Source organism: Porcincola sp. LCP21S3_C12, from assembly GCF_052118625.1.
Taxonomy (GTDB): Bacteria; Bacillota; Clostridia; order Lachnospirales; family Lachnospiraceae; genus Porcincola.
Genome location: NZ_JBQKGW010000001.1, coordinates 102192 through 125704 on the forward strand (window position 1 = coordinate 102192; position 23513 = coordinate 125704).

Sequence of the window (23513 nt, forward strand, 5' to 3'; positions counted from 1 at the left end):
CCCAGTCATAATCTGCCCTGACGGTCAGGTTTCTCTTTGATCCACATACCGGCCTTTTGATCCGGCTTTATCATCCTGCCTGCTGCGGCAAAGTCAGCCTCAGAATGTTTATTCATTCACCCATACTGTGTAGCGATGGTGTCTGAGCAGCTCTGCGGCCTGCCGGCAGGCGTCTTCCTCATAGAACTCAATGGAAAGCGCGCCTTCCTCAAACTCACGGTTATGCACGATCCCGATGTTCTTGATCGAGATTGAATGGACGGCAAGAATGGTCGCGATGGTTGCGATGGCTCCGCTTTCGTCGATCAGGTCGCAGTAGAGCCGGTAGATCTTTTTGACCGGCCCTGAGGAAGAGAAGCTGAAGGAATCTCTGTAGTCCCGGGAGGACGCAAACATCTGATTAATGTAGACGCCGTCACCGGCCACCATATGATCCCTCGCCTCCTCCATCTCCCGGATGAACTCGTCAAGGACCTTCGCGATATTATCGGAATTGTCGACACAGATCTGCTCCCACATCTCAGGGGAGGATGAAGCGATCCGCGTGATGTCCCTGAAACCGCCTGCAGCGATCATCTTCATATGTTCCTCCCGCCCGTCGAGCGTATGGACGGTGTTGACAAGCGAGGAGGCGATGACATGCGGAAGATGGCTGACAGCCGCCGTGATGTAGTCATGCTCCCGGTAGTCCAGCACAAGCGGAAGGGCCTTCAGCGACTGAACAAGCTGAAAGCAGCGGTTTGTCCATTCTTCGGGGACACGCTTTCCCGGCGTCAGGATGTAGTATGCATTCTCAAACAGGTGGTCGTTGCCGCTCTCAAAGCCGGTTTTCTCGGAGCCGGTCATCGGATGGCCGCCGATAAACTGATTGTCCAGCCCAAGCCGCTCGACTTCCTGATGAATGCCCGTCTTGACGGAGCCGACATCGGTGAGAATGGTCTTTTTCCCAAGAACGGTCCGGATCTCAGAAAGCATGCGGATGTTTGTGATGACCGGCGCGCACAGAAAGATATAGTCGCAGCCGCGGAACAGCTCGTCGGACGGCGATGTGCAGATCTCATCAAGCACCCCGGCCTCCCGCGCCTCCATGGAGGTTTTCTGTGTCCTTGTGTAGGCGCAGACTGTGCACGCCGGATCCAGTTTCTTCAGATTCCTAGCAAGCGACCCACCAATCAGGCCCAGGCCGATAAACCCGTACTTCATCGCATCATCACTCCTGTCAGATGATTCTGTGTCCCGCTTAGTATGCCATAATCAGGCGGAGGAATCAATCAAGTTGGCTCTTCTGAAAAGGTCCCTTCAGGCGTATAATAGGCAGAAAAAGATCGAATCTTCCATAAGCCGCATCCTGCAATTCATTGCACCCGGAGCGGCTGAGATGGAGACCTATCGATCTCCGCGTCATACATGCTTTGGAAATCAGACAGGGAGACGACGTATGAATACTCAGGAAAAATTTGAACTTGTCTACAACAACTTCAAACTTCACTTTTACAGAGAAATCTTCCACAAGATCCAGGGGCGGGAGACCTCCCTCACGACAGTGGAGTCGTTCTGTATGGAAGTCATCTATGCGCTTGGCCGTCCGACCATCAGCGAGTTCGGCTCGTTCATCGGGCTCTCGACCCCGAACACGGCCTACAAAATCGCGAACCTGGTCAAAAAAGGATACCTGAAGAAGGTTCAGTGTCCGGATGACAAGCGGGAATACCGGCTGGAGGTGACGCAGCGCTACATGGATTACTACAATATCAGCACTTCCTATATGAACAACGTCATCGGTCATGTTCAGGAGAAGATGACCCCTGAGGAGATCCACGGCTTTGACAGAAGCCTTGAGGTGATCTACGCCGAGCAGATGGAAGAGACCCCGCTTCCGGACGGACATCTGCCGGCCTCCATATCAGATGAGTGACCGTTTTACAGATTCGGATTTCAGGATCCCTTCTGGCAGGCGGGCCTTTTGAATGCTCTGGTGCATGGCACTGGAGCTTTTTTCATGCACTTTTTGAGGTACGCGGATTGACAGACCTGATTCATTGAATTATGATTAGCAGCGTATTTAGATAAATATATTTAGATAAAGACTTATCACAGAGGATTTTTCATGGAGGGTACCGTTATGACGCTGGATGGAGTGAAGGAAGTCATCGATGAAACGCTGAAATACAGCGGGGATGTGACGACGGATACAAAGCTGAAGGGCGATCTGATCATGGACTCGCTGGACGGTGTGGAGTTTGTCATGGCACTTGAGGAGAAGTTCGGAGTCGAGATTCCAAACGAAGACATGGCAAACCTTGAGACAGTCGGTGATATCGTCACATACATTGACAAGAAGTTACAGAAGAATTGAAAAGAGAGCCGCGATGGAACTGGAACTGACAGAAATCAAACAAATCATAGCCCTGTTTGAGCGTTCAGATCTTGCCGAGCTGGACCTGAAGAACAACGGTCAGCGGCTCCGTCTGAAGAAAGCCGGCGGAACCGCAGTCAATCATCAGGCGGCGGCAGGAGGTTCTTCGAACTCCGCAAGTGAATCTGAAGCGGTCTGTGCAGGGAAGACGACGAATCATACGCATGAAGCCGGCTGCATTGAAACAGCCAGCCAGCCGGATGTGCCTGCGGATGGGGCGTCGGCGCTTCCGCTGAAGGCCCCGCTCACAGGCGTCTTTCATGCGAAAAATCCGGATGGAGGACTGATCTATGCCGAGCCAGGGAAAAAGGTGCAGGAGGGAGAGACTGTCGGGCTGATGGAAGCCATGAAGATGATGAGCGAAATCAAAGCGCCCGTAAGCGGCAGGATTGTATCAGTCGAAGTCGGGGACGCTGATTTCTGCGAGTACGGGAAGGTTCTGATGTTGATTCAGCCAGATGAGGGCATGTGATGTTCCGGAGAATTCTGATTGCAAACAGAGGCGAAATCGCCATGAGACTGATCCGCTGCATGAAGGAAATGGGAATCGAGAGTGTTCTGGCCTATTCTTCAGAGGATGCCGATTCTCTTCCAGTCCAGATGGCAACGGAAGCAGTCTGCATCGGACCTGCCGCGGCCTCGGCAAGCTACCTGAACCAGGCCCCCCTTGTGGAGGCCGCGAAGGCTGCTTGCTGTGACGCGGTTCATCCGGGATACGGATTTCTGTCTGAGAATGCAGATTTCGCGGCACTTGTCCGGGAAAACGGCTTGGCCTTCATCGGTCCGGATCCTGAAACCATCCGTCTGATGGGAGACAAGGAAAAAGCCAGGGAGCTGATGAAAAAAAACGGCATCCCGACCGTTCCTGGATCCGACGGTCTGGTTGATACAGCTGAAGAGGCCGTCCGGGTGGCAGACAGCCTTGGCTATCCGGTGCTGGTCAAGGCATCGGCTGGAGGCGGCGGCCGGGGCATGCGGCGTGCTTCCTGCAGGGACGAAGTCATGGCGGCCTATCAGGATGCCCGCGCAGAAGCTCAGGCTGCCTTCGGCGACAGCTCTGTGTATCTTGAGAAGGAAATCGTCCACCCGCACCACATCGAGTTTCAGATTCTTGCAGACCGGTATGGCAGCATTGTCCAGCTTGGAGAGCGGGACTGTTCCATGCAGCGCCGCCGCCAGAAGATGATTGAGGAGGCCCCGGCGAGCTTTCTGACACCAAAGCTTCGGGCAAAGATGGCCAGAGCTGCCGTCGCGGCCGCAAAGGCATCCGGGTACGTCAGCGCCGGAACGGTCGAGTTTGTCGTGAATCAGAAGGGAAACTTCTACTTCATTGAAATGAACACCCGCATCCAGGTTGAGCACTGCGTGACAGAGATGGAGACGGGGATTGACCTTGTGCGGGAACAGATCCGCATTGCGGCCGGAATGAAGCTTTCGATCCGGCAGCAGGACATTCATCCGGCGGGACACACGATCGAGGTCCGGATCAATGCAGAGGACCCGCAGCAGGCATTTGCACCGTCCCCGGGTATCATTTCGTTTGCGCATTTTCCGGGTGGAGGAGGCGTACGGATTGAGAGTGCCGTCTACTGCGGCTCACGTGTCAGCCCGTTCTATGATTCGATGATCGCAAAGCTGATTGTACACGCTTCCGGCCGCCGGGAGGCCATCCACAAGATGCGGGCGGCGCTCGAGGAACTGACCATAGAAGGCGTCCGCACAAACATCGCCTATCTGTACCTGATGATGTTTCAGCGAGACTATCTGCTTGGCCAGTTTGATACTTCATTCATCGAAGAGAACACAGAGAAAATTCTGAGGTGGGAGAAGGCATGCCGGAAAAAAGCGGGACTGGTCAGCTGACCCGCCTGACAGATCAGTCCACCGTCTGAAAGGAGGCGTGGCTCATGGGAGAAAATCCGTTTGAACGAAAGAGGGCCGTCCTGCTCGCATACAAGGAGCAGCGTGCCCGCGGCCGGAAATACGCTCACGTGGGGGTAAAACTCAGACGACTCATGGATCCGGAGTCTGTCACGGAACTGTGGCAGGATCTGGAGACGCAGGATCCGCTCCATTTTCCCGGATATCGGGAGAAGCTGGCAGACAACCAGCAGCGGACAGGAGCCAGGGACGCTCTGATGTGCGTACAGGGCACGATCGGCTCCTTTCCCGTGATCTGCTGCGAGCTTTCAGCGTCCTTTCTGATGGGAAGCATGGGGAGCGTTGTCGGAGAGAAGATTGCGCGGGCGGCGGAAAAAGCCGATCAGGACGGGTGTCCGCTGATCATCATATCCGCAAGCGGCGGCGCCCGCATGCAGGAGGGCATGTATGCTCTTTATCAAATGGAGAAGACGGCGGCTTCCATCCGCCGTTTCCAAAGGCACGGGGGCCTGTTCATATCGATTCTGACAGATCCGACGATGGGCGGGGTGATTGCCAGCTTTGCAAGCCTCGGAGATCTGATCCTCGCGGAGCCGGATGCGCTGATTGGTTTTGCCGGGCCAAGGGTCATCGCCCAGACCATTCATGAGAAGCTTCCGAAGGGATTCCAGAAGGCGCAGTTTCAGCTGGAACACGGATTTGCCGACCGCATCGCAGCGCCGGAGAAGATGCGGGAGGAAGTCCTGCAGCTTCTCCGGTTTCATGCAAAAGGGGGACAAGCGCAGCTGCAGGAGGATCTGCCGGACGCCGCATGTCCCCAGCAGGCATCCGGTCTGCCGGACAGGCAGCTGTCTGCCTACGAGCGTGTCCGGCTTGTCCGCGCGGAGGACCGCCCGAAAATCACCGACTATACAGACGCCCTTTTCACCGATTTCACGGAGCTTTGCGGCGACCGATGCGGAACGGAGGATCCGGCCATTCTGTGCGGCCTGGCCTTCTTTGGCTCACAGCCGGTCACCGTGATCGGCCACCGGAAGGGGAAGAACCTCAGGGACAGTCTGCGGTATAATTTCGGGATGCCCGGACCGGGCGGATACCGGAAGGCCCTTCGCCTGATGCGGGAGGCTGAGAAGTTTGGCCGGCCTGTCATTACCCTGATCGACACGCCCGGTGCCTATCCCGGAAAGGAAGCCGAGGAGAACGGCATCAGCAGTGCGATTGCGGAGAACCTGGCCGCGATGGCGGAGCTGCGCGTTCCGATTCTGTCGATCGTCACGGGGGAGGGCAGCAGCGGAGGCGCTCTCGGGATCGGGGCAGGCGACCGCATCCTGATGCTGGAGAACGCGGTCTATTCCGTCCTCTCCCCTGAGGGCTTCGCAAGCATCCTCTGGAAGGATTCCAAACGGGCGGCCGAGGCCAGCGAAATCATGCAGATGACGGCGCCGGAGCTCTATGAATGCGGCCTGATCGACGGAATCATCGGGGAGCCGGAGGGCGGCATCCAGAAGGATCCGGCTTATTGCTACAGCAGGATGAAAAAGGCGATCGGCAGCTTTCTGTCTGACATGTGCAAAACAGATGCAGCTGAACTGACAGAGCGCAGGTACCAGAAGTACCGCTCATTTGAAGGCACCCTTCGTCCCGTCTGCAAGGCTGCAGACGATGCTGCATCCGGGCCGGAGGAGAATTCTGCCGCATCCCTGCGGAAACAGGAGTCAGACATATGAGAGGATTCAGATTGGTTGGAACCGGAATGTCGGTTCCGGGAATCCGTTTTTCAAATGATGATTTTTCAGGCTGGCTTGACACATCAGATGCCTGGATCAGGCCCCGCACAGGAATCCGGTCCCGATATTTCTGCCATAAGCCGCAGGAATCGATCCGGTGCGGGGAGGGGGCAGAGGTTTCAGAGGATTGCACGGTGACCCTGGCTGCATCGGCCGGAGAGGCCGCACTGAAGGATGCGGGCATCTCTCCTTGTGACATCGGCCTGATCATCTGCGCGACCTCGACGCCCCAAGAGGCGATGCCGTCGACCGCCTGTCTTGTTCAGAAACGCCTCGGCATCCCATCCGGAACCCCCGCACTCGACCTGAACGCCGCCTGCACAGGCTTCATCTATGCCATGTCTGCAGCCTTCAGTCTCCTGCAGTCGGGCGCTGCCGCCGGCAGAATGTACGCACTCGTCATCGGGGCAGATGCGATGTCAGACATCCTGGATTTCCGTGATCGCAGCACCTGTGTCCTGTTCGGAGACGGGGCAGGGGCTGCGGTGATGAAGCTGGACAATGAGGACCGCTATCCCTGTCATTTCCACCTGGGCGCAGAAGGCAATGACGAGGCGCTCTTGTGCGAAGGCGGAAAACTCAGAATGGATGGCAAGGCCGTTTTTCGGTTTGCCGTCTCGAAAATTCTCGGGGAAATGGAGCAGCTGGATCAGGCAGCCGGCATCAAACCGGATGAAATCACACATATCCTCTGCCATCAGGCAAACAGCCGGATCCTGGATTATGTGAAAAGGGCCCGCCATCTCAGAGAGGATCAGCTGTTCATGGATCTTGACCGGTTCGGGAACACCGGGGCGGCAAGCGTTCCGATCGCCCTGGCTGATATGAACCGGCAGGGCAGGCTGAAGGCCGGTGATTCGCTGCTTCTTGTCGGCTTTGGCGGAGGCCTGACCTGGGGCAGCATGTATCTGAAGGTGTAAGCAGCTCCTGCTGCAGCAGCGTCTCGACAGACCTATGACGATGGTTTCGGACGCTGTCCGCGCGGCCGCCAGCAGGAGCCGTTTCGCATGCCGGATAGAAGGAGGTCTGCATGCAGTATCTGAATGAACGACTCGGAATCAAATATCCATTTATACAGGGCGGAATGGCGAATGTCGCGACCGGCGCCTTCGCAGCCGCCGTATCCAATGCCGGCGCGCTTGGAATCATCGGCTCAGGCGGTATGAATGTAGAGAAACTTGAGGAACATATCCGGATCTGCAAGTCCCTGACGGACAAGCCCTTCGGCGTCAACCTCATGCTAATGAACCCGGATACCCCCAGGATGGCTGAGCTTGTTGCCAGAAGCGGCGTCAGGGTGGTGACGACAGGAGCGGGCAGTCCGCAGAAATATGTGCCGATGTGGAAAGAGGCCGGTATTCTGGTCATTCCGGTCTGCGCGAGCGTCCTTCTGGCGCAGCAGCTTGTCCGGGCAGGCGCCGACATGATCATCGCCGAGGGGACGGAGAGCGGCGGGCATGTCGGGGAGATGACGACACTGACGTTGGTCCCGCAGATGGTGGACGGAGTGGATGTCCCCGTGATCGCCGCAGGCGGAATTGCAGACGGACGGCAGCTTGCCGCCGCCTATGCGCTCGGCGCGATCGGCGTTCAGATGGGAACCTGTCTGCTTGTAAGCGAGGAATGCCCGATTCATGAAAATTATAAAAATGCCCTCCTGAAGGCAAAGGACAATGGGACGTGCGTGACGGGGCGGATCAACGGTTCGCCGACCCGGATTCTGAAGAACAAGATGGCAAGGGACTATATCCGGCTGGAAAGACAGGGCGCCGATAAGATGGAGCTGGAGAAGTTTACCCTCGGCTCGCTTCGAAAGGCTGTCTTTGACGGCAATGTCGATGAAGGCTCCCTGATGGCGGGCCAGGACTGCGGACAGCTGAAGGAAATCCGGCCGCTCAAAGAAATCTTCCGGTCTCTTGCCGAGGAGGCATCGGCTGTCATCATGAAGCAGCAGGAAACGCTCCGCTGCCTTGGAGGATATAAATCATGAAATCAGCTTTTCTGTTTGCCGGCCAGGGAAGCCAGCGCGAAGGCATGGGCGCCGACCTTTATGAGGCCTATCCGGCATTCCGGAAAACCCTTGACCGGGCAGCCGATGTCTACCATGCAGAATACCCTGACAGAAGAGACCTCAGGGATCTGATGTTCAGGGCACCCCTGGAGGAATTGTCCCGGACGCAGAACACGCAGCCTGCGCTTGCAGCCTACGCCGCCGGCGTGTATGCCGTGCTTTCGGAGGCCGGCATCACCCCTTCTTATCTGGCAGGTCTCTCGCTCGGTGAGTACAGCGCACTCTATGCCTCCGGTGTCCTGGATCTGGATACACTGATCCGTCTGACTTCCTTCCGCGGCAGTGCGATGGAGCTGGCAGGAGCCGGCCAGAAGACGAAGATGTGTGCGGTCATCGGTTCGGATTCTGACACCGTGCAGAAGATCTGCGCGCGCGTGTGTGATGAGAATAACGGAACGGTTGAAATCTCCAACTACAATACCCCCGTCCAGAACGTGATCTCAGGGGATGCGGCGGCTGTCACGCGCGCCGAGGAGCTGATACGCAGCGAAGGACTGGGACGATGCATGGAGCTGAGAGTCTCCGGCGCGTTCCACACCCATTTCATGAAGCCGGCTGCAGAAGCCCTGTCTGAGTATCTCTGGACGGTCAGCCTTCATCCGATGCGCATTCCGGTTGTCTTGAATGTAACAGGAAAACCCCTGCAGCAGAACAGCCAGCTGAAGGAGATGATGACACGGCAGGTGACAAACGGTGTCCGGATGGCCCAGTCCATCCTTTATCTGGCCTCGGAGGGGGTCGACACCGTCATCGAAATCGGTCCCGGCAGGGTCTTGTCCGGTTTTGTCAGAAAGACCGTCAGCGGGGTCACAACCATGACAGTCGACAGCGCCGCAGACCTTGGGCAGGTACTGGAAACCTTCCGGCGTTCATGAAGGAAGGCTGCCGTCCCTTCGGATGCATCGGCAAAACCATGTGCGGACGGGAAAACAGCGGGGTCAGTGAGAGGAGAATCAGAATCATGGCGAATCATCATCTGGATGAAATGACTGAAGAATCCAGCCGTCTGAATGGTCAGACATCTGCCGACGGCAGGCAGGAAACGCTGCCGGACAGCTTCGGCAGCCTGAAAGGCCAGACAGCTGTTGTCACAGGAGGCGGCCGCGGAATCGGAAGAGCCATCTGCCTGGAGCTTGCAAAGGCAGGCGCCCATGTTGTCATCGGTTACGGGCACAACCGGCAGGAAGCCGAGGAGACGGCGGATGCCTGCCGCAGACTTGGTCCGGACGCAAGGATCGTGGAGGCGGATGTTTCAGATCTGTCTTCCTCGAAGAGACTGGTGGATGAGGCCTTCAAGGTCTGGGGCCAGCTGGATATTCTGGTCAACAACGCCGGGATCACCAAGGACACCCTCGCCCTCACAATGAAGGTGGAGGACTTTGACCGTGTGCTGAAGGTCAATCTGTACGGAGCATTTTACTGTTCCCAGGCAGCCGCGAAATATATGCTGAAAGCCCGGTACGGCCGGATCATCAGCATCTCGAGCATCGTCGGGCTCCACGGCAATGCCGGACAGGCCAACTACGCCGCAAGTAAGGCCGGTATCATCGGCATGACGAAATCACTTGCAAAAGAACTGGCCTCCCGGAACATCACCGTCAATGCCGTCGCCCCGGGCATGATCGATACGCAGATGACGGAGGCGATGTCCGGGATGGCACAGTCTGTCATGAAAGCCCGGATTCCAGCCGGATACGCTGGAAGACCCGAGGATGTCGCCGCCGCCGTCCATTTTCTGGCACTCCCTCAGGCCGGCTATATTACAGGACAGGTACTCGGTGTAGACGGCGGAATGGGCGCATGATAGAGGGAAGCATCTGAATTCGGGCATTCAGAACTGCGGGACTTTTGGAAACAGGTCAGCTTAGGAAGGAGAATCAGGATGAGCAGAAGGGTGGCTGTCACGGGACTCGGAATCGTGTGCCCGATCGGCAATTCAACGGAGGAGGTGATGGACAGCGTCCGGAACGGACGCTGCGGGATCGCTCCGATCACGCGGTACGACACCTCTCATCAGAAGGTGAAGCTTGCCGGTGAGGTGAAAGGCCTGAAGATCGATGCCTACATTGACCCGTCCGAGGGCAGAAAAATGGATCTTTACACGCAGTATGCGCTGTGTGCGGCTATCCAGGCTGTAAGAGACAGCGGCCTTTCCTTTGATCAGGAGGACAGACGAAGATGCGGCGTGATCCTCGGTACCGGAATCGGCGGAATCGAGACCATCGAGCAGCAGCAGGTCCGGGGCGAAAAGCACGGCTTTGACAGGGTCAATCCCTTTTTTATTCCAAGAGCCATCAGCAATATGTCTGCCGGTCATGTCGCGCTGCGCTTCGGGCTCAGAGGCGTCTGCGAGACAACCGTGAGCGCCTGCGCAAGCTCCGCAAATGCCATCGGCGAAGCGTATCTCAAGGTGAAGGAAGGCCGCGCGGACATCTGCCTGACCGGAGGCTCGGAAGCTGCCGTCACGCCGCTGAGCATCGGCGGATTCACCTCCCTTCAGGCGCTCTCTCTTTCGCAGGATCCGGCTCGGGCCTCCATCCCCTTCGACAAGGAGCGCAATGGCTTTGTGATGGGAGAGGGCGGCGCCGTACTTGTCCTTGAGGACTATGAACACGCCAGAAAGCGAGGCGCGCACCTCTACGGAGAAATCACCGGCTATGGTGCAACCTGCGATGCCTACCACATCACATCCCCGGATCCCGACGCAGAGGAAGCCTCGGAATGCATCCGCCTGGCGATGGAGGAAGCAGACCTTTCGCCGGAGGATGTCGATTACATCAATGCACACGGGACCTCCACCCACATGAACGATTCCTGTGAAACGAAGGCGATCCGGGCAGTCTTCGGCGATGCCGCAGACCATCTGAAGGTCAGCTCGACCAAGTCCATGACCGGACATATGCTTGGTGCGGCGGCAGCGGTTGAGGCTGTCATCACGCTGCTTGCGATGGAGGAGGGTTTTGTCCCGCCGACCATCGGTCTGAGGGTCCCGGATCCGGAATGCGACCTGGATTATGTCCCGGAGACAGGCCGTTCCTGCCCGATTCGCAACGCGCTGTCAGAATCTTTCGGATTCGGAGGACATAATGTCTGCCTGGCGTTCCACAGGGCGGACAAAGCATGAAGCCGTCCCGCCGCTTTCGTCATATGCCGGGCAGACGCATGATTATCAGAAACAAGGAGGTCTTCCGATGCAGTTTGACATCAGACAGATTCAGCAGATCCTTCCACATCGTTATCCATTTCTTATGATTGACAAAGTAACGGACTGCCAGCCCGGGAAGAGTGCGGATGCCGTCCGCTGCGTCAGCGCCAATGAGATGCAGTTCATGGGACATTTTCCGTCCTATCCGGTCATGCCGGGCGTCCTGATCATCGAGGCGATGGCGCAGACCGGAGCGGTCGCGCTTCTCACGATGCCGGAGAATGCCGGAAAGCTCGTCTTCTTCGGCGGCATAAAAAACGCCAGGTTCCGGCGGCAGGTCGTGCCGGGAGATGTCCTCAGCATTCACTGTGAGCTGACAAAGATGAGAGGTCCTGTCGGCTTCGGGACAGCCGCCGCAACGGTAAACGGCGAGCGGGCAGCAGAAGCTGAGCTTTCCTTTATCGTGGGAGACACCCCCTCGGTCTGACCCTGAAGGCCAGAAAGCCAGCTGCTTATCAGCAGACAGAATAGCCTGTATCTGCTTCTGATGGGCATGTTGCCGAACAGAGAATGCGTTTTTCTTGTTTATTCCTTGTTCAATACTGTAAATATTGGATAGAAATGCTTGCAAACAGCCATATGCTTTAGTACAATGTGTTCATATGGGTACCATCCCACAATACGAGCACGGAGGAAAAACTTATGAATGTTTACACCACTGACAAAATACGCAACGTTGTTCTGTTAGGTCACGGTGGAGCAGGGAAGACAAGCCTTCTGGAAGCGATGGCATACCTGACCGGTATTACTTCCAGGCTCGGCTCTGTCGCGGACGGCACCACCCTGAGCGATTTCGATAAAGAAGAGCAGAACCGTAAGTTCTCAATCAATACCTCGATGGCTCCGATCATCTGGAATGACTGCAAGATCAATGTTCTTGATACCCCCGGCTATTTTGACTTCATCGGAGAGGTGGAGGAGGCGGTCGCGGCGGCTGACGCGGCGATCATCGTTGTAAACGGCAAGAATGGTGTCGAGGTCGGCACACAGAAGGCATGGGAGCTCTGTGAAAAGTACCATCTTCCGCGTATGTTCTACGTATCCAACATGGACTTTGACAATGCCTCATACAGAAAGATCGTCGAGACGCTGACCGACCTTTACGGCAAGAAGATCGCGCCGATGTACCTTCCGATTCGTGAGAATGAGAAGTTTGTCGGCTACGTCAACGTTGTCAAGCAGCGCGCGCGCCGCTACGTGGACAAGCAGAACAAGGTAGAGTGTGAGATCCCAGACTATCTGAAGGATTATCTCGCAAACTACCGTGACACGATGCTGGAATCCGTCGCCGAGACGAGCGAGGCTTTCATGGACCGCTATTTCAACGGAGAAGAATTCACGGAGGCAGAGATCGTGTCCGCGCTCAAGGCGAATGTCTCTACCTGTGACATGGTGCCTGTCACTATGGGTGCCAGTGTCAATCTTCAGGGCATCATGATTCTTCTTGACGATATCATCAGCTATTTCCCGAGTCCTCTGGAGCGCCAGATCGCCGGAGTCAGCCTGAAATCGAATGAGGTTTTCCAGGCGGACTACGACTTCTCGAAGGCAAAGAGTGCATTTGTCTGGAAGACAATCGTCGATCCGTTCATCGGCAAGTATTCGATGATCAAGGTGGCCTCCGGATCGATCCGCCCGGACGATATGCTGTTCGATACGGAGAATCAGAACGAATTCCGCGCCGGCAAGCTCTATGTGTTTGAGGGCAGCAGGCCGGTCGAGGTATCCGAGCTGATGGCCGGGGACATCGGCGCGCTCTCCAAGCTCGATGTCGACACCCGTGACAGCATTTCCACCAAGGCCAGTCCGGTTCAGTATGGGAAGTTCGAAATCTCGACCCCCTACACCTACAAGAAATATGTGGCCGTTACAAAAGGTGAGGAGGACAAGGCAGCGCAGGGGCTCTCGAAGCTTGCGCAGGAAGACCAGACGCTCCTTGTTGTCAACGATGCCGAGAACCATCAGACGCTTCTCTACGGGATCGGAGACCAGCAGCTTGATGTTGCGGCCAGCAAGCTGCTGAATAAGTACAAGGTAAAAATCGTGCTTGAAAAGCCGGCGGTCGCGTTCCGCGAGACGATCCGGAAGACGTCCGATGTCGACAGCAAGTACAAGAAGCAGTCCGGCGGACATGGCCAGTATGGCCACGTTAAGATGAAGTTCGAACCGTCAGGAGATCTGGAAAAGCCATATGTCTTCGAGCAGATTGTAGTCGGCGGATCCGTTCCGAAGAATTACTTCCCGGCAGTCGAGAAGGGAATTGCAGAGTCTGTCCTGAAGGGACCGATGGCCGGATACCCGGTTGTCGGAGTCAAGGCGATCCTTTATGACGGCTCCTATCACCCGGTCGATTCGTCCGAGCAGGCATTCAAGACCGCTGCCAGCATGGCCTTCAAGAAAGGCTTCATGGAAGCAGGTCCGGTCCTGCTTGAACCGATTGCTTCCCTGAAGGTCACGGCACCTGACAAGTACACCGGCGACATCATGGGCGATCTCAACAAGAGACGTGGCCGCGTGCTTGGAATGAACCCTGATCACAAGGGGAACACGATTGTTGAAGCGGATGTTCCGCAGAGTGAACTCTACGGCTACTGCACGGCGCTTCGCTCCATCACCGGCGGCGCAGGGAGCTTCGAGTATACATTCGCCCGCTATGAGCAGGCGCCTGCGGATGTTCAGGAGAAGGAAATCGAAGCGAGGGCAGAGGAAGCCGCAAAGTAAATCTTGTAATTTAAAATTACCGTGTGTTATAATGCGACTGTTGATTTCCGCTTGCGTTTCGGGCACTGGACACTGTTTTGTAGATTCCACGACCGGGATCGCGCGGCAATTGGAAGCGTGAATTCGTTCGTATAAGGAGGCATCATTATGAAGCATATTCAGACCCTCAGCACCAGATCTCTTCAGCAGTCCCTCAAGAAGGGCGGATGCGGCGAGTGCCAGACGTCCTGCCAGTCTGCATGCAAGACCAGCTGCACGGTCGGCAACCAGACCTGCGAGCAGATGAAGAAGAACTGACGGGAGCGTCATTTCCATTCAAGGCTGATTCAAGATGTATTATGACAGGCTGTCGCAGATAGGACCTGCGGCAGCCTGTTCTGTGATAACAGGGAAGAGGAGTAAAAGCTTTTGGTTCATCAGTATCGCAACAATGGATATAACATCGCCCTGGATGTAGACAGCGGAAGCGTTCACATTCTGGACGATCTCAGCTATCAGCTGATTGCTGAACTTGAAAAAAACAGAGCGCTGACCGACGAGGAGCTGACCGGGATGTTCGGGGACAGATATGATCCTTCAGACATCCGGGAAGCACTCTCGGAGATTCACGGCCTGGAGTCGGCCGGGCAGCTCTTCACAGAAGATATCTACAAGAACGCCGTCATTGATTTCAAAAACAGGCCGACCGTCGTCAAGGCACTCTGCCTGAATATCGCACACGACTGTAATCTGGCGTGCAGGTATTGTTTTGCAGAGGAAGGAGAATATCACGGAAGACGGGCGCTCATGAGCTATGAGGTCGGCTGTCAGGCGCTCGATTTTCTCGTCGCTCACTCTGGCAACAGACACAATCTGGAGGTTGACTTCTTCGGAGGAGAGCCTCTGATGAACTGGGAAGTTGTCAAAAAGCTGGTCGCGTACGGAAGATCCCTTGAAAAACAGCATGACAAGCACTTCCGTTTCACGATCACGACAAACGGCGTCCTTCTGAATGACGAGATCATGGAATTCTGCAACCGTGAGATGGACAATGTCGTCATGAGCCTGGACGGAAGACAGGCTGTCCATGATCACATGCGTCCGTTCCGGAATGGCAAGGGCAGCTATGAGCTGGTTGTTCCGAAGTTTCAGAAGTTTGCGGCACAGAGAAAGGCGCTCGGAAAACAGTATTACATCCGGGGAACCTACACACACTACAATCTCGATTTTGCCAGAGACGTCATTCACTTTGCGGATCTCGGATTCGATCAGCTCTCGATGGAGCCTGTTGTCGCTCCGGCTGACGCGGATTATGCCATCCGCCCGGAGGACCTCCCGGTTCTGAAGGAGCAGTATGACATCCTGGCCCGGGAGATGATCCGCCGTCAGAAGGAAGGAAGGGGCTTTACCTTCTTCCACTTTATGATCGACCTGACAGGCGGTCCGTGTGTCTACAAGCGGCTCTCCGGCTGCGGCTCCGGTACGGAATACCTCGGCGTCACACCCTGGGGAGATCTGTACCCGTGTCACCAGTTTGTGGGGAATGAGCAGTTCCTCCTCGGCAACGTAAAAGACGGCATTGTCCGGAAAGATATTGTTGACAGCTTCAAGTGCTGCAACGTCTATTCCAGAAAGGAATGCCGTACCTGCTTTGCGCGGTACTATTGCAGCGGCGGCTGCGCAGCGAATTCATGGAACTTCCATGGCCGGATTGACGATGTATACGAGATCGGCTGCGAGCTGGAGCGAAAGCGGGTTGAATGTGCCATTATGATCAAGGCCGCCCTTGCGGGCAGTCCGGAATCATAAAGATAAAAAGCAAAGGAGTCATACCAATGAGCAAGAAGAAGGCAAGAATCATTCTGATCCTTCTGGCAGCTTCCCTGGTCCTTCTGCTCTACACTGCGTTTATCGGGTGGGGACCGACCGGGACAGGTGCCATGAAAAACATCAAGCTGGGCCTTGATCTGGAGGGCGGCGTGTCTGTCACCTATCAGGCGAAGGAGGACAACCCTTCGGCCGAGGACATGGCAGACACCGTGTACAAACTCCAGAAGCGTGTCGACGCGATCTCGACCGAGGCACATGTCTACCAGGAAGGATCGAACCGGATCAACATCGAGATCCCCGGCGTCTCCAACGCAGAGGAAATTCTCTCCCAGCTTGGAAAGCCTGGCTCTCTGAAGTTTGAGCTTTCAGACGGGACCGAAATCCTGGACGGTTCTCATATTGAGTCCGCGGAAGCCGCTTCCACCAGAGACAACATGAACAACACCAAGTACGTTGTCGAGGTCACCTTCGACAAGAAAGGTGCGAAGGCGTTCGGCGACGCGACAACCAAGAATGTCGGAAAGCCGATTTCCATTGTCTATGATGGGGAAACGATCAGTTCTCCGGTTGTGCAGCAGGCCATCACAGACGGGAAGTGCGAGATTTCAGGCAACTTCACGCTGGATTCCGCCAAGGAACTGGCCTCTTCCATCCGTATCGGCTCTCTTTCCCTGGAACTGGAGGAAATCCGTTCCCAGGTTGTCGGTGCACAGCTCGGTCAGCAGGCTTTGAAGACCTCCCTGATCGGCGGTATCATCGGCGTCATCTGTGTCATGATCATCATGATCGCTGCTTACAAGGTTCCGGGCATTGTCGCTTCCTTCGCCCTTCTTCTTTACACGGCGCTGGATCTCGTTGCCATGAATGCCTTTGACATGACGCTGACGCTCCCCGGTATTGCAGGTGTCATCCTGTCTATCGGTATGGCAGTCGACGCCAATGTCATTATCTATGCCCGGATTCGCGAAGAGATCGCAAACGGGAATTCTGTCCGTTCCGCAATTGACACCGGATTCCGCAAGGCTTTGTCCGCCATCATCGATGGCAATGTCACCACCCTGATTGCATGCCTGGTTCTTTACATCATGGGAACAGGCTCAGTGAAGGGCTTCGCCGAATCCCTGGCACTTGGTATTTTCCTGTCCATGTTTACGGCGCTCTTCGTGTCAAAGTGGATTGTCAAGTCCTTCTATGCGCTCGGCATGTCCGATCCGAAGTATTTCGGAAAGATGATCGCGATCAAGCGGCTCAACATGGTCGGGAACAGGAAGATTTTCTTCACGATTGCTCTGATCGCGATCCTGACCGGCCCTGTCGCCTGCATCGCAAACCACGCGGCCGGAAGAGGGGCCCTGAACTTCTCGATGGAGTTCCGCGGCGGTACCTCCACGGATGTGACGTTCAAGGACTCCTATGACATCAACGCCATCGATACCAAGATCAAACCTGTCATCCAGAAGGTCATTGGAGAAGCGGAGGTGCAGGCGCAGAAGGTTGCCGGCGGCAATGAGATCATCTTCAAGACCCGCACGCTGAGCAATGACGAACGTCAGAAGCTTTCCGATGCTCTCGACAAGGAGTTCCCGATCGATACGTACAAGGACAACGCCGGCGAGCAGGCAAAGGCCATCAGCTTTGAGACCATATCCGGAACGGTTTCAAATGAGATGAGAAGAGATGCTGTCGTTGCGGTCATCATCGCGGTCGTCTGCATGCTGATCTACATCTGGTTCCGTTTCTCGGATCTGCGCTTTGCCTCCTCGGCGATCATCGCCCTGATCCATGATGTGCTGGTTGTATTTGCCAGCTATGCCATCACGAGGATCTCGGTCGGCGGAACCTTCATCGCCGTCATGCTGACAATCGTCGGTTATTCGATCAACTCCACGATCGTCATCTTCGACCGTGTCCGTGAGAATCTGAAGAGCCGTGACAGGTACGAATCACTTGAAGCGCTGGTCGATGACAGCATCACTTCCACCATGACGCGAAGCATCTACACCTCGCTGACAACATTTGTCACCGTCTTCTTCCTGTATATCGTCGGCGTTCCCTCGATCAAGGAATTCTCACTTCCGCTGATCGTCGGTATCATCGCCGGAATGTACTCCTCCGTGTGCCTGACCGGTGCGATGTGGTATGTAATGCGGATCCGCAAGGACAGAAGGGATCAGGCAGCTGCCCAGTCCGCTGCAGCCGCAAAGGCAGCAGGTAAGATTACCGCGAGCAAGAAAAAGAAAAAGCATGTTCCGCAGGCCTGAAGCCTGACGGACAAATCATGTTCTGGCTGCCGGAAGGTGGCTTGAAAGAGCCTGCGGCTCCCGGGCGCTGCGTCTGCGCGCGCGGGAGACTGCAGGCTTTTTTGACGTTTCATTTACAGACACAGAAAGGTAGATTCCTTTGGAAAAATGGTTCGAAATCCGGAAATCCGGAGATTTCATCAAAATGGGAAAGCAATTCGGGATTGACCCGATGGCAGCAAGGGTCATGCGGAACCGCGGAATCGAGAGCGAAGCAGATGCCAGGCGATATCTCTACGGGTCGCTTCAGGATCTCGACAGTCCCGCTGAGCTGGATGGAACTGACAGGGCAGCGGACATCATTCTGGAGAAAATCCGCCAGCATCGCTCCATCAGGGTCATCGGCGACTATGATATCGATGGCGTCTGCGCAACCTGCATCCTGGTGAAAGGGCTTTCAGCCCTCGGCGGTGATGTCTCCTATGATATTCCCGAGCGGCTTTCCGACGGGTATGGCCTCAATGTCCGTCTGGTGGAGGAGGCCATCCGGGATAAGGTTGATACGCTGATCACGGTTGATAACGGGATCTCCGCCTTGTCCCAGATCCGGCTTGCAAAGGATGCCGGCATGACGGTCATTGTGACAGACCATCATTCACAGCCATACCGGGACGAGGACGGTGTCCGGCGCTGGCTGAAACCGCCTGCCGATGTTGTCATCGACCCGAATCTGCACGACTGCGGTTACCCGAACAAGGCACTCTGCGGTGCGGGGGTTGCGTGGAAGCTTCTCTATATGATGGAAGCACGCCTCCGGACATCTGAAGGCAGCCTTCCGTCTCCTGACTGCTGTCCGCTGACAATGAAGCTTCTCCCGTTTGCTGCATTTGCGACGGTCGGAGATGTCATGGATCTGAAGGGGGAGAACCGGGTTCTTGTCAAAACCGGTCTCCGCCTTCTGGAAAAATCGGGAAATATCGGGATAAGGGCGCTCATATCAGCCTGCGGGCTGGAGGGCCGGTCTCTCTCAGCCTACCACATCGGATTTGTACTGGGACCCTGCGTCAACGCCGGCGGAAGACTGGAGACAGCACACGAGGCAGTGGCTCTTTTCCTCTCCGGGGACGAGCAGAAGGCCCGCCAGCTCGCGGAACATCTCTGCAGTCTCAACCAGGAGCGGAAGGAGCTGACCGACCGGGGCGTTGCACAGGCCATGGTGGAAGCAGAAGACGGAACCCTTTCATCCGACAGGGTCCTTGTAATCTATCTGCCGGGGACACACGAATCCATCGCGGGAATCATCGCCGGTAAAGTGAGAGAGCGCACCGGCAAGCCGTGCTTTATCCTGACGGACGCCCAGGAAGAAGGACTGTTAAAGGGAAGCGGCCGCTCGATTGCGGAATACTCGATGTATGATGAGCTGACAGGCTGCAGGGATCTGCTCGAAAAATTCGGCGGACATCCGATGGCAGCCGGTCTGTCTCTCCGGGCGGAGAATCTTGAGAAATTCCGCAGAAGGCTCAACAAGGCCTGCACACTGACAGAAGAAGATCTCGCGAAAAAAGTCATGCTGGACGCAAGGCTTCCCCTTTCGTACATTTCCGAGGAACTCGTTGAAAGCCTGAAGCTTCTGGAGCCCTTTGGAAAAGGTAATGAGCGTCCTCTTTTCGGAGAGCAGAACCTTTCTCTTCTTTCCTGCAGGGTACTGGGAAAGCACAGAAATGTACTGAAGCTTGCGGTTGCATCCGGCACCCGGCGCATGAGCGCGGTTTGTTTCTGCGACGCGGACAGTCTGCTTGAACGGCTCTCCGCCGAAGGCGGCGTGGAGGAGGTGAAGAAGCTGATGGCTGGCCTTCCAAACAGTCTGCGTGTGACGGCAGCCTTCTATCCGGAGGTGAATGAATACCGCGGAAACAGGGAAATTCAGATATGTATAACGAACATAAAGTAGGCATGTCTGACGTCTGTTCATGTCTGTGAAAAGTTTGACAATCAGCCCCTGAGAGAGTACGATAGAAAAGATACTGAGGGAGCCGACTGGTGTCTGAAAAACAGTTCGGCTTTTATCATGAGAAAGGAGAAAGACAGCACATATGGGTGAAATCACACAATACAGCTATTTCCCCGGATGTACGCTGAAGACCAAGGCCAGGGATCTGGACCGCTATGCCAGATCCTGTGCGGCAAAGCTCGGCGCAGAGCTTGTCGAGCCGGAGATGTGGCAGTGCTGCGGCGGTGTCTATCCGCTTGGCTCTGACGAGATCGGGAACAAGCTGTCCTCTGTGAGGGCGCTGAACGATGCCAAGGAACATGGCCTGGAGCTCGTAACCGTCTGTTCCGCCTGCTACCATGTCATCAAGCGGGTGAATGATGATATGGCCAATGTTCCGGATATCCAGACGCGTGCGAACAACTACGCGCAGTTCGACGAACCCTACAAGGGAGAGACGAAGGTTCTGCATTATCTGGAACTCCTTCGCGACCGGATCGGTTTTGACAAGGTGAAGGAGGCGGTGACAAAGCCGCTGACCGGAAAGAAGATCGGAGCGTACTATGGCTGCCTTCTGCTTCGCCCGTCGAAGATCCTTCAGTTTGATGATCCGGAGAATCCTTCCATCATGGAGGACTTCATCAGCGCGATCGGTGCGACACCGGTCCGTTACCAGATGAGGAACGAGTGCTGCGGCGGCTACCGCTCGATGGAAAACCGTGCGCTTTCCGACAAGCTCGTCGGAAAGATTTTCACAGACGCAAGAAACGCCGGCTGTGAAGAGCTGATCACCGCCTGCCCGCTCTGCTGGTACAACCTGAACCAGTACCAGGGACCGGATAAGCTTCCGGTCCGCTACATGACCGAGGTTCTCGCGGAGGCGCTCGACCTTCTGGAAGCGAAGCCGGATCCAGCTGAGCTTGACGGTGTCTCCTGTGCATGTATGCACGAAGCCGGAAAGGAGGCCTGAAGATGACTCCTGATGAAAGACTGATCAGAGACGAAATTCTCGCAATCTCGGAAGTCGATGTGACAAAGTGCATGCACTGCGGCAAGTGCTCCGCTTCCTGCCCGGCCTACGATGTGATGGACATCAAGCCGCACCAGTTCCCGAGCTATATGGATCACGGAGAGATCCGCGAGCTTATGAACTCCACGACAATCTGGGAATGCCTTGGATGCTCCACCTGCATCGAGAGATGCCCGAGGAATGTCAAACCGGGCAAGCTCATCGACGGTGTCCGCCAGGCTGTCATCCGTCAGCGCGGCGGTTCCCACCTGTATCCGGAACAGATTCCGGCTATGGTCGACCCACAGATGCCGCAGCAGCTGCTCGTCAGCGTACTGCGCAGAGAGAGAAAGTAAGCGGAGGTGAAATCAGGTGCAAAGAATCGGTGTATTTGTCTGTCACTGCGGCACAAACATCGCCGCTACGGTTGATGTTTCCAAAGTCGCCGAGGCAGCCAAACATGAGCCGGGCGTGGTCTATGCCGTTGACTACACATATATGTGTTCCGAGAACGGTCAGAATCTGATCGCCCAGGCAATCAAGGATTACGGTCTTACCGCAATCGTGGTCTGCTCCTGCTCTCCGCGTATGCATGAGGCTACATTCCGTGCCGTTGCCGAGAAGGCCGGCATCAATCCGTTCATGGTAGAGATCGCCAATATCCGTGAGCAGTGTTCCTGGGTCCACAAGGATATGGAGGAAGGAACACCGAAGGCGATCACGCTGATGAAGACAGCTGTCGCAAAGGTCAATCTGGACAGCCCGCTTCAGGAAGGCGAGAGCACAGTTACAAAGCGCGCCCTGGTCATCGGCGGCGGAATCGCAGGAATCCAGACGGCTCTTGACATTGCGGATGCCGGATACAAGGTCGACATCGTCGAAAAACTTCCGTCCATCGGCGGACGCATGAGCCAGCTGGACAAGACATTCCCGACGCTCGACTGCTCGTCCTGCATCCTCACTCCGAGAATGACAGAGGTCAACCAGAACCCGAATATCCGGATCTTCACCTACTCTGAGGTGACGGATGTGTCTGGTTTCGTCGGAAACTTCACTGTCCAGATCACAAAGCATTCCCGTTCCGTAAGAGCGGAAGACTGCACGGGCTGCGGCATCTGTACATCGAAGTGCCCGTCCAGAAAGACGCCGAACGAATTCAACAGGGGACTCGATACAAGACCGGCCATCTACATTCCGTTTGCGCAGGCCATCCCGAATGTTCCGGTCATCGACAAGGAGCGCTGCATCCATTTCAAGACCGGAAAGTGCGGAATCTGCTCCAAGGTCTGCCCGTCCCACGCAGTCGACTACGAGCTGAAGGACGAGATCATCGAGGAGAAGTACGGCGCGATTGTCGTTGCAACCGGATTTGATATGATCGATCTTCACAAGTTCGGCGAGCTCGGCTACGGCGTGAGCAAGGATGTTGTTTCCTCCATCGAGCTGGAACGGCTGATGAACGCAGCCGGACCGACATCCGGTCATCTTGAAAGGATGTCCGACCACAAGCAGCCGAAGGAGATGGTCTTCATCCAGTGTGTCGGATCCAGATGCTCACCGGATGACAGGAGAGGAAAGACCTACTGTTCCAAGATCTGCTGTATGTACACGGCAAAACAGGCGATCCTGATCAAGGATCACTATCCGGACACCAACATCCATGTGTTCTACATTGATGTCCGTACGCCCGGGAAGAATTTTGATGAATTCTACCGCAGGGCGGTCGAGCAGTACGGCGTTGACTACATCAAGGGCAATGTTGGAAAGGTGACACCGCTTCCGAACGGAAAGCTTCACGTTCACGGCGTTGACCTTCTCGACCAGAAGGATGTCGAGATCGACGCGGATATGGTTGTCCTGGCAGGTGCGATCGAGCCGAACCCGGATATCCGGAAGCTGGCGACGATGCTGACGCTCTCGATCGACAACAACAACTTCCTCAACGAGGCTCATGCAAAGCTTCGCCCGGTTGAGGCAGCAACCGCCGGTGTCTTCATGTCCGGTGTTGTCCAGGGTCCGAAGGATATTCCGGAGACAGTTGCCCAGGCAGGTGCGGCTGCCATCAAGGTCGTCGGCCTCCTCGCGAAGGACAAGCTGAAGACGAATCCGTGCATTGCGCAGCCCGATGAGCTGTACTGCAATGGCTGCTCCGTCTGCGCGAATGTCTGCCCGTACGGCGCGATCACTTATGTCGACAAGGAAATTCGTGATCATGGTCTGCGTGAGACCAGAAGAATTGCGTCGGTCAACTCGGCTCTGTGCAAGGGCTGCGGTGCCTGCTCGGTAGCATGCCCGTCCGGTGCGATGAACCTGAAGGGATTCACCAACAGACAGATCATGGCGGAGGTAGATACAGTATGCCAGTAATCGAAAAGACTGCCTCC

General features: G+C 55.8%; 20 protein-coding genes. 19 read left to right on the plus strand and 1 reads right to left on the minus strand.

What is annotated here, in order from left to right; translation table 11 throughout:
• Positions 1-108: 108 nt before the first annotated feature.
• The gene (locus tag ACTQ1N_RS00360) at positions 109-1203 is read right to left on the minus strand and encodes a prephenate dehydrogenase/arogenate dehydrogenase family protein (RefSeq protein WP_441953518.1); all 1095 of its coding nucleotides are present in this window, start codon (positions 1201-1203) and stop codon (positions 109-111) included.
• Positions 1204-1438: 235 nt separating this feature from the next.
• Here ACTQ1N_RS00360 and ACTQ1N_RS00365 point away from each other — a divergent pair, with 235 nt between their 5' ends.
• From ACTQ1N_RS00365 to ACTQ1N_RS00455, 19 genes are all read left to right on the plus strand, one after another.
• Positions 1439-1915 carry a MarR family winged helix-turn-helix transcriptional regulator gene (locus tag ACTQ1N_RS00365; RefSeq protein WP_441953520.1) on the plus strand — a complete coding sequence of 159 codons (477 nt, stop codon included), beginning with the start codon at positions 1439-1441 and terminating at the stop codon, positions 1913-1915.
• 192 nt (positions 1916-2107) lie between these two features.
• Positions 2108-2356 carry an acyl carrier protein gene (gene acpP / locus ACTQ1N_RS00370; RefSeq protein WP_441953522.1) on the plus strand — a complete coding sequence of 83 codons (249 nt, stop codon included), beginning with the start codon at positions 2108-2110 and terminating at the stop codon, positions 2354-2356.
• 13 nt (positions 2357-2369) lie between these two features.
• On the plus strand, positions 2370-2888 hold the full coding sequence (locus ACTQ1N_RS00375) for an acetyl-CoA carboxylase biotin carboxyl carrier protein (RefSeq protein ID WP_441953524.1): 519 nt from the start codon (positions 2370-2372) through the stop codon (positions 2886-2888).
• Positions 2888-4279 carry an acetyl-CoA carboxylase biotin carboxylase subunit gene (gene accC, locus ACTQ1N_RS00380; protein ID WP_441953526.1) on the plus strand — a complete coding sequence of 464 codons (1392 nt, stop codon included), beginning with the start codon at positions 2888-2890 and terminating at the stop codon, positions 4277-4279. Before ACTQ1N_RS00375 ends, accC begins: the two co-directional genes overlap by 1 nt.
• Before the next feature lie 44 nt (positions 4280-4323).
• The gene (locus ACTQ1N_RS00385; protein ID WP_441953528.1) at positions 4324-6024 is read left to right on the plus strand and encodes an acetyl-CoA carboxylase carboxyltransferase subunit alpha; all 1701 of its coding nucleotides are present in this window, start codon (positions 4324-4326) and stop codon (positions 6022-6024) included.
• Entirely contained in the window at positions 6021-7004 is a 984-nt protein-coding gene (locus ACTQ1N_RS00390; protein WP_441953530.1) for a beta-ketoacyl-ACP synthase 3, read from the plus strand. The genes ACTQ1N_RS00385 and ACTQ1N_RS00390 overlap by 4 nt, the downstream gene beginning before the upstream one ends.
• A 110-nt stretch (positions 7005-7114) precedes the next feature.
• On the plus strand, positions 7115-8074 hold the full coding sequence (locus tag ACTQ1N_RS00395; protein ID WP_441953532.1) for a nitronate monooxygenase: 960 nt from the start codon (positions 7115-7117) through the stop codon (positions 8072-8074).
• Positions 8071-9030, plus strand: a complete 960-nt coding sequence (gene fabD, locus ACTQ1N_RS00400) for an ACP S-malonyltransferase (RefSeq protein WP_441953534.1) — start codon at positions 8071-8073, stop codon at positions 9028-9030. The genes ACTQ1N_RS00395 and fabD overlap by 4 nt, the downstream gene beginning before the upstream one ends.
• 86 nt (positions 9031-9116) lie before the next feature.
• Positions 9117-9959: a 3-oxoacyl-[acyl-carrier-protein] reductase gene (fabG, locus tag ACTQ1N_RS00405; RefSeq protein ID WP_441953536.1), complete on the plus strand. Its 843-nt coding sequence runs from the start codon at positions 9117-9119 to the stop codon at positions 9957-9959.
• A gap of 78 nt (positions 9960-10037) precedes the next feature.
• On the plus strand, positions 10038-11279 hold the full coding sequence (gene fabF / locus ACTQ1N_RS00410) for a beta-ketoacyl-ACP synthase II (RefSeq protein WP_441953538.1): 1242 nt from the start codon (positions 10038-10040) through the stop codon (positions 11277-11279).
• A gap of 67 nt (positions 11280-11346) precedes the next feature.
• Complete coding sequence (gene fabZ / locus ACTQ1N_RS00415; protein WP_441953540.1) at positions 11347-11787, plus strand: 3-hydroxyacyl-ACP dehydratase FabZ; 441 nt, start codon at positions 11347-11349, stop codon at positions 11785-11787.
• Between the two features lie 215 nt (positions 11788-12002).
• Positions 12003-14081, plus strand: a complete 2079-nt coding sequence (locus ACTQ1N_RS00420; RefSeq protein ID WP_441953542.1) for an elongation factor G — start codon at positions 12003-12005, stop codon at positions 14079-14081.
• A 147-nt stretch (positions 14082-14228) separates the two neighbouring features.
• Positions 14229-14378, plus strand: a complete 150-nt coding sequence (scfA, locus tag ACTQ1N_RS00425; RefSeq protein WP_154525036.1) for a six-cysteine ranthipeptide SCIFF — start codon at positions 14229-14231, stop codon at positions 14376-14378.
• Positions 14379-14489: 111 nt separating this feature from the next.
• Positions 14490-15869, plus strand: a complete 1380-nt coding sequence (gene scfB / locus ACTQ1N_RS00430) for a thioether cross-link-forming SCIFF peptide maturase (RefSeq protein WP_441953545.1) — start codon at positions 14490-14492, stop codon at positions 15867-15869.
• Positions 15870-15895: 26 nt separating this feature from the next.
• The gene (gene secD, locus ACTQ1N_RS00435) at positions 15896-18151 is read left to right on the plus strand and encodes a protein translocase subunit SecD (RefSeq protein WP_441953547.1); all 2256 of its coding nucleotides are present in this window, start codon (positions 15896-15898) and stop codon (positions 18149-18151) included.
• Between the two features lie 184 nt (positions 18152-18335).
• Positions 18336-20081, plus strand: a complete 1746-nt coding sequence (gene recJ / locus ACTQ1N_RS00440) for a single-stranded-DNA-specific exonuclease RecJ (protein ID WP_441953549.1) — start codon at positions 18336-18338, stop codon at positions 20079-20081.
• A gap of 142 nt (positions 20082-20223) precedes the next feature.
• Positions 20224-21090: a CoB--CoM heterodisulfide reductase iron-sulfur subunit B family protein gene (locus ACTQ1N_RS00445; protein WP_441953551.1), complete on the plus strand. Its 867-nt coding sequence runs from the start codon at positions 20224-20226 to the stop codon at positions 21088-21090.
• A 2-nt stretch (positions 21091-21092) separates the two neighbouring features.
• Entirely contained in the window at positions 21093-21485 is a 393-nt protein-coding gene (locus ACTQ1N_RS00450; RefSeq protein ID WP_441953553.1) for a 4Fe-4S dicluster domain-containing protein, read from the plus strand.
• A 16-nt stretch (positions 21486-21501) separates the two neighbouring features.
• Positions 21502-23496, plus strand: a complete 1995-nt coding sequence (locus ACTQ1N_RS00455) for a 4Fe-4S binding protein (protein ID WP_441953555.1) — start codon at positions 21502-21504, stop codon at positions 23494-23496.
• The last annotated feature ends 17 nt before the right edge of the window (positions 23497-23513 follow it).

Bases quoted from the DNA above. Each gene is read 5' to 3' on its own strand.
- fabF (WP_441953538.1), top strand. From the start codon at position 10,038: ATGAGCAGAAGGGTGGCTGTCACGGGACTCGGAATCGTGTGCCCGATC.
- secD (WP_441953547.1), top strand. From the start codon at position 15,896: ATGAGCAAGAAGAAGGCAAGAATCATTCTGATCCTTCTGGCAGCTTCC.
- ACTQ1N_RS00360 (WP_441953518.1), bottom strand. From the start codon at position 1,203: ATGAAGTACGGGTTTATCGGCCTGGGCCTGATTGGTGGGTCGCTTGCT.
- scfA (WP_154525036.1), top strand. From the start codon at position 14,229: ATGAAGCATATTCAGACCCTCAGCACCAGATCTCTTCAGCAGTCCCTC.
- ACTQ1N_RS00390 (WP_441953530.1), top strand. From the start codon at position 6,021: ATGAGAGGATTCAGATTGGTTGGAACCGGAATGTCGGTTCCGGGAATC.
- ACTQ1N_RS00395 (WP_441953532.1), top strand. From the start codon at position 7,115: ATGCAGTATCTGAATGAACGACTCGGAATCAAATATCCATTTATACAG.
- acpP (WP_441953522.1), top strand. From the start codon at position 2,108: ATGGAGGGTACCGTTATGACGCTGGATGGAGTGAAGGAAGTCATCGAT.
- fabG (WP_441953536.1), top strand. From the start codon at position 9,117: ATGGCGAATCATCATCTGGATGAAATGACTGAAGAATCCAGCCGTCTG.
- fabZ (WP_441953540.1), top strand. From the start codon at position 11,347: ATGCAGTTTGACATCAGACAGATTCAGCAGATCCTTCCACATCGTTAT.
- ACTQ1N_RS00375 (WP_441953524.1), top strand. From the start codon at position 2,370: ATGGAACTGGAACTGACAGAAATCAAACAAATCATAGCCCTGTTTGAG.
- recJ (WP_441953549.1), top strand. From the start codon at position 18,336: ATGGGAAAGCAATTCGGGATTGACCCGATGGCAGCAAGGGTCATGCGG.
- fabD (WP_441953534.1), top strand. From the start codon at position 8,071: ATGAAATCAGCTTTTCTGTTTGCCGGCCAGGGAAGCCAGCGCGAAGGC.
- ACTQ1N_RS00445 (WP_441953551.1), top strand. From the start codon at position 20,224: ATGGGTGAAATCACACAATACAGCTATTTCCCCGGATGTACGCTGAAG.
- ACTQ1N_RS00385 (WP_441953528.1), top strand. From the start codon at position 4,324: ATGGGAGAAAATCCGTTTGAACGAAAGAGGGCCGTCCTGCTCGCATAC.
- ACTQ1N_RS00365 (WP_441953520.1), top strand. From the start codon at position 1,439: ATGAATACTCAGGAAAAATTTGAACTTGTCTACAACAACTTCAAACTT.
- ACTQ1N_RS00420 (WP_441953542.1), top strand. From the start codon at position 12,003: ATGAATGTTTACACCACTGACAAAATACGCAACGTTGTTCTGTTAGGT.
- accC (WP_441953526.1), top strand. From the start codon at position 2,888: ATGTTCCGGAGAATTCTGATTGCAAACAGAGGCGAAATCGCCATGAGA.
- ACTQ1N_RS00450 (WP_441953553.1), top strand. From the start codon at position 21,093: ATGACTCCTGATGAAAGACTGATCAGAGACGAAATTCTCGCAATCTCG.